This is a genomic window from Ramlibacter sp. (assembly GCF_035554825.1).
Taxonomy (GTDB): Bacteria; Pseudomonadota; Gammaproteobacteria; order Burkholderiales; family Burkholderiaceae_C; genus Ramlibacter.
This window is the reverse complement of the sequence record NZ_DATMHS010000117.1, coordinates 1-3,630: the sequence shown is the minus strand read 5'-3', so window position 1 is coordinate 3,630 and position 3,630 is coordinate 1. Positions and strand designations below refer to the sequence as shown.

Genomic DNA, 3,630 nt, shown 5'->3' with positions numbered 1-3,630 from the left:
CTCCTCGCTCGGTGGCTTCTACGCCACGCACGTGGCGGAAAAGACCGGCTGCCGCGCGGTGCTCCTGAATCCGGCCGTCGATCCGGCGCGCGACCTCGCCCGCCACACCGGCGAGCAGGCGGCGTTCCACGATCCGTCGCTGCACTTCATGTTCGAGCCGGCGTTCGTCGACGAACTGACGGCGCTCGAAGTCGGGACGCCGGCGCAGCCGGCGAACTACTTCGCGGTGATCGCCAAGGGCGACGAACTGCTGGACTGGCGAGAGATGACGGGCCGCTATCCCGGCGCGCGGATCAAGCTGCTGGAAGGCAGCGACCACGGCCTGTCCGACTTCGACGCCCACCTGCCCGACGTGCTGGCCTTCCTCGGCCTGTGAGCGCAGGGCGCATGGGACAATCGCGCCCATGTTTGCATTGTTCGAAGAAGCCGGGAAGTTCCAGACCGGCCGGGTGCTGTCGGAGGCGGAAGCGTCGTCCCAGGTCGAGCTCGACAGCGGCAAGCGCGTCAAGGTCAAGGCCGCGAACGTGCTGCTCAGATTCGAGCAGCCGGCCCCGGCGGAGCTGATGCGCGAAGCCCAGGCGATCGCGTCCGGGATCGAGCTCGAACTCGCCTGGGAGTTCGCTCCCGAGGAGGAATTCGGGTTCGCCGACCTGGCACGCGAGTATTTCAGCGCGCAGCCGACGCTGGCCCAGCAGGCGGGCGCCCTGCTGCGCCTGTTCGAGGCGCCGCACTATTTCCGGCGCGCCGGTCGCGGCCGCTTCCGCAAGGCGCCGGCCGAGATCCTGCAGCAGGCGCTGGCCGCGATCGAGAAGAAGCAGCAGCTGCAGGCGCAGATCGCGCAATGGGCCGGCGAGCTGGCGGCCGGCACCTGCCCGGCGCCGGTGCGCGACCAGCTGTTCAAGATCCTGTTCCGGCCCGACAAGAACGCGCCTGAATACAAGGCGGTGGTCGAGGCCTCGCGCGCCAGCCACACGGCGCCGCTGGCGCTGCTGCAGCGCGCCGGCGCCATCGACTCGCCCTACCAGTTCCACTGGAAGCGCTTCCTGTTCGAGAACTTCCCCAAGGGGACCGGCTTCCCGCCGCTGCAGGCGCCGGCCATCCGCGAGGAGCTGCCGCTGGCGCCGGTGCAGGCCTTCTCGGTCGACGACTCCAGCACCACGGAGATCGACGACGCGCTGTCGGTGCAGGGGCTCGGCACGGGCACCGTGACGGTCGGCATCCACATCGCCGCCCCCGGCCTGGCGCTGCAGCCCGCCACCCCGATCGACCAGGTGGCGCGCCAGCGCCTGTCCACGGTGTACATGCCGGGTTACAAGATCACCATGCTGCCCGACGAGGTGGTGCAGGCGTACACGCTGCTGGCCGGGCGCGACTGTCCGGCGGTGTCGCTCTACGCCGAGTACGACGAAGCCTCGCTCGCGCTCAAAGGCACCCGCACCAGCCTGGAGCGGGTCCCCATCGCCCAGAACCTGCGGCACGACCAGCTCGACGCCGTGATCACCGAGGACTGGCTGCGCGGCGGCGATCCGGGCGAAGCCGACCAAACGCACCCGGTCCACCAGCTGCGCGACGAGCTCTCGTTCCTGTTTCGCCTGGCCACCCACCTGAAATCGCAGCGCGAACTGGTGCGCGGCAAGCCCGAGACCTTCAACCGCCCCGACTACAACTTCCGGCTGGTCGGCAACGACGGCGCGGAGCCGGCCGGGGACGAACGGGTGGAGATCAGCACCCGCCGGCGCGGCGCGCCGCTGGACCTGATCGTGTCGGAGGCCATGATCCTCGCCAACAGCAGCTGGGGCTCGTGGCTCGCCGAACTGGGCGTGCCGGCGATCTACCGCAGCCAGGCCAGCCTGGCGCCGGGGGTGAAGGTGCGCATGGGCACCAAGGCGCTGCCGCACGCCGGGATCGGGGTCAAGAGCTACGCCTGGAGCACCTCGCCGCTGCGCCGCTACACCGACCTGGTGAACCAGTGGCAGATCATCGCCGCCGCCCGCCACGGGCGCACGGCGGCGCTGGCGGCGCCCTTCAAGCCCAAGGACGCCGAGCTGTTTTCGGTGATTTCCGGCTTCGACGCGGCGTACATGGCCTACAACGCGCATCAGGCCGCGATGGAGCGTTTCTGGACGCTGCGCTACCTGCAGCAGCAAGGCACCACCGAAATCATCGGCATGGTCTTCAAGGAGGGCCTGGTCCGCGCCGACGACCTGCCGCTGGTGCTGCCCGTGCTGGGCGGCGCGGACCTGCCGCGCGGCGCCCGGGTGCGGGTCAAGCTCGGCGAGATCGACGCCATCACCCTGGACCTGAAAGGCACCGTGCTCGAACGCCTCGATGTGGTGCCCGAACCACTTTCCGTGGAAGACGAGGAAGGCGAGGAGGAAGCGGTGGCCGGCCCGATTGCGATCGCCGTGGATGTCAACGACACTGGGGAACCCGCCCCCGAGGCCACCGCCGCCGACCCTCGCCCCCAGTGAATTTGCGTTCGTTCAGTACCCTGCAGATCGCGCTCGGCGTCTCGGTCGCCGTCCACGCCGCGTTGCTGACGGTTCGCTTCGTCGACCCCGAGGGCTTCAACCGGGTGTTCCAGGACACGCCGCTGGAGGTCATCCTGGTCAACACCAGGACCAGCGAGAAGGCCGACAAGGCGGCCCGCGCGATCGCGCAGACCTCGCTGGCCGGCGGCGGCGAAGCTGCCCGCGGGCATGCCACCTCGCCGCTGCCGCCGTCGGCGCTGACCGAGATCGGCGACGCCGCCGAGGACGCCCAGAAGAAGATCGAGGCCATGCAGGAACAGCAGATGATGATGCTGGCCCAGATCAAGCGGATGCTCGCGGCGATGCCGCCGCCCGATCCCAAGCAGCCCACCAGCGATCCGGCGGCGCAGGCGCGCGAGAACAAGCGCAAGCAGCTGCTCAAGATGCTGGCCGAGATCGAGCGCCGCATCAACGAGGAGAACGCGCGGCCCAAGAAGCGCTACATCAGCCCGTCGACGCGCGAAGAGGTCTACGCCGTCTATTACGACACCCTGCGCCGCAAGATCGAGGACAGGGGCACGCGCAACTTCCCCGAAGTCGCCGGGCGCAAGCTGTACGGCGAGCTGACCATGGTCGTCACGGTGAACTTCGACGGCAAGGTGCTCGATACCGAGGTGGCGCAGACGTCGGGCAGCCTGGCGCTGGACCGCCGGGCGATGACGATCGCCCGCAGCTCGGGGCCGTTCGGCCGCTTCAGCGACGCCATGCGGCGCAAGGCCGACCAGATCGTCGTCGTGTCGCGCTTCAAGTTCACGCGCGACGAAACCCTCGAAACGAAACTGACCGACCGATGAGCGCCGATCGCTACTGCGTCATGGGCCACCCCGTGGAACACAGCCGGTCGCCGTGGATCCACGCGCGCTTCGCGCAGCTCACGGGCCAGGCGATGACCTACGAGAAGCGCCTGGTGCCGCTCGGCGGGTTCGCGACTGCGCTGCGCGCATTCCAGGCCGAGGGCGGCAGCGGCTGCAATGTCACGGTGCCGTTCAAGTTCGACGCCGCCGCGCTGGCCGGCCGGCCGTCGCCGCGCGCCCGGCTGGCGCGGGCCTGCAACACCCGGCGCTTCGACGGCGACGGCATTTTCGGCGACAACACCGAC

The 3,630-nt window shown here is 69.7% G+C and carries 3 protein-coding genes and 1 pseudogene; all 4 read left to right on the top strand.

Features of this window, described 5'->3' with window-relative positions; all coding sequences use genetic code 11:
- Positions 1-376: YqiA/YcfP family alpha/beta fold hydrolase (locus tag VNT59_RS14605; protein ID WP_325499302.1), on the top strand; the 376-nt coding region annotated here is incomplete at its 5' end.
- A 28-nt stretch (positions 377-404) separates the two neighbouring features.
- The gene (locus VNT59_RS14600; protein WP_325499299.1) at positions 405-2,471 is read left to right on the top strand and encodes a ribonuclease catalytic domain-containing protein; all 2,067 of its coding nucleotides are present in this window, start codon (positions 405-407) and stop codon (positions 2,469-2,471) included.
- A gap of 2 nt (positions 2,472-2,473) precedes the next feature.
- Positions 2,474-3,325, top strand: a complete 852-nt coding sequence (locus VNT59_RS14595; protein ID WP_325499304.1) for an energy transducer TonB — start codon at positions 2,474-2,476, stop codon at positions 3,323-3,325.
- Positions 3,322-3,630, top strand: a pseudogene (gene aroE / locus VNT59_RS14590) (shikimate dehydrogenase); the annotation flags it as partial. The gene VNT59_RS14595 and the pseudogene aroE, both read left to right, overlap by 4 nt.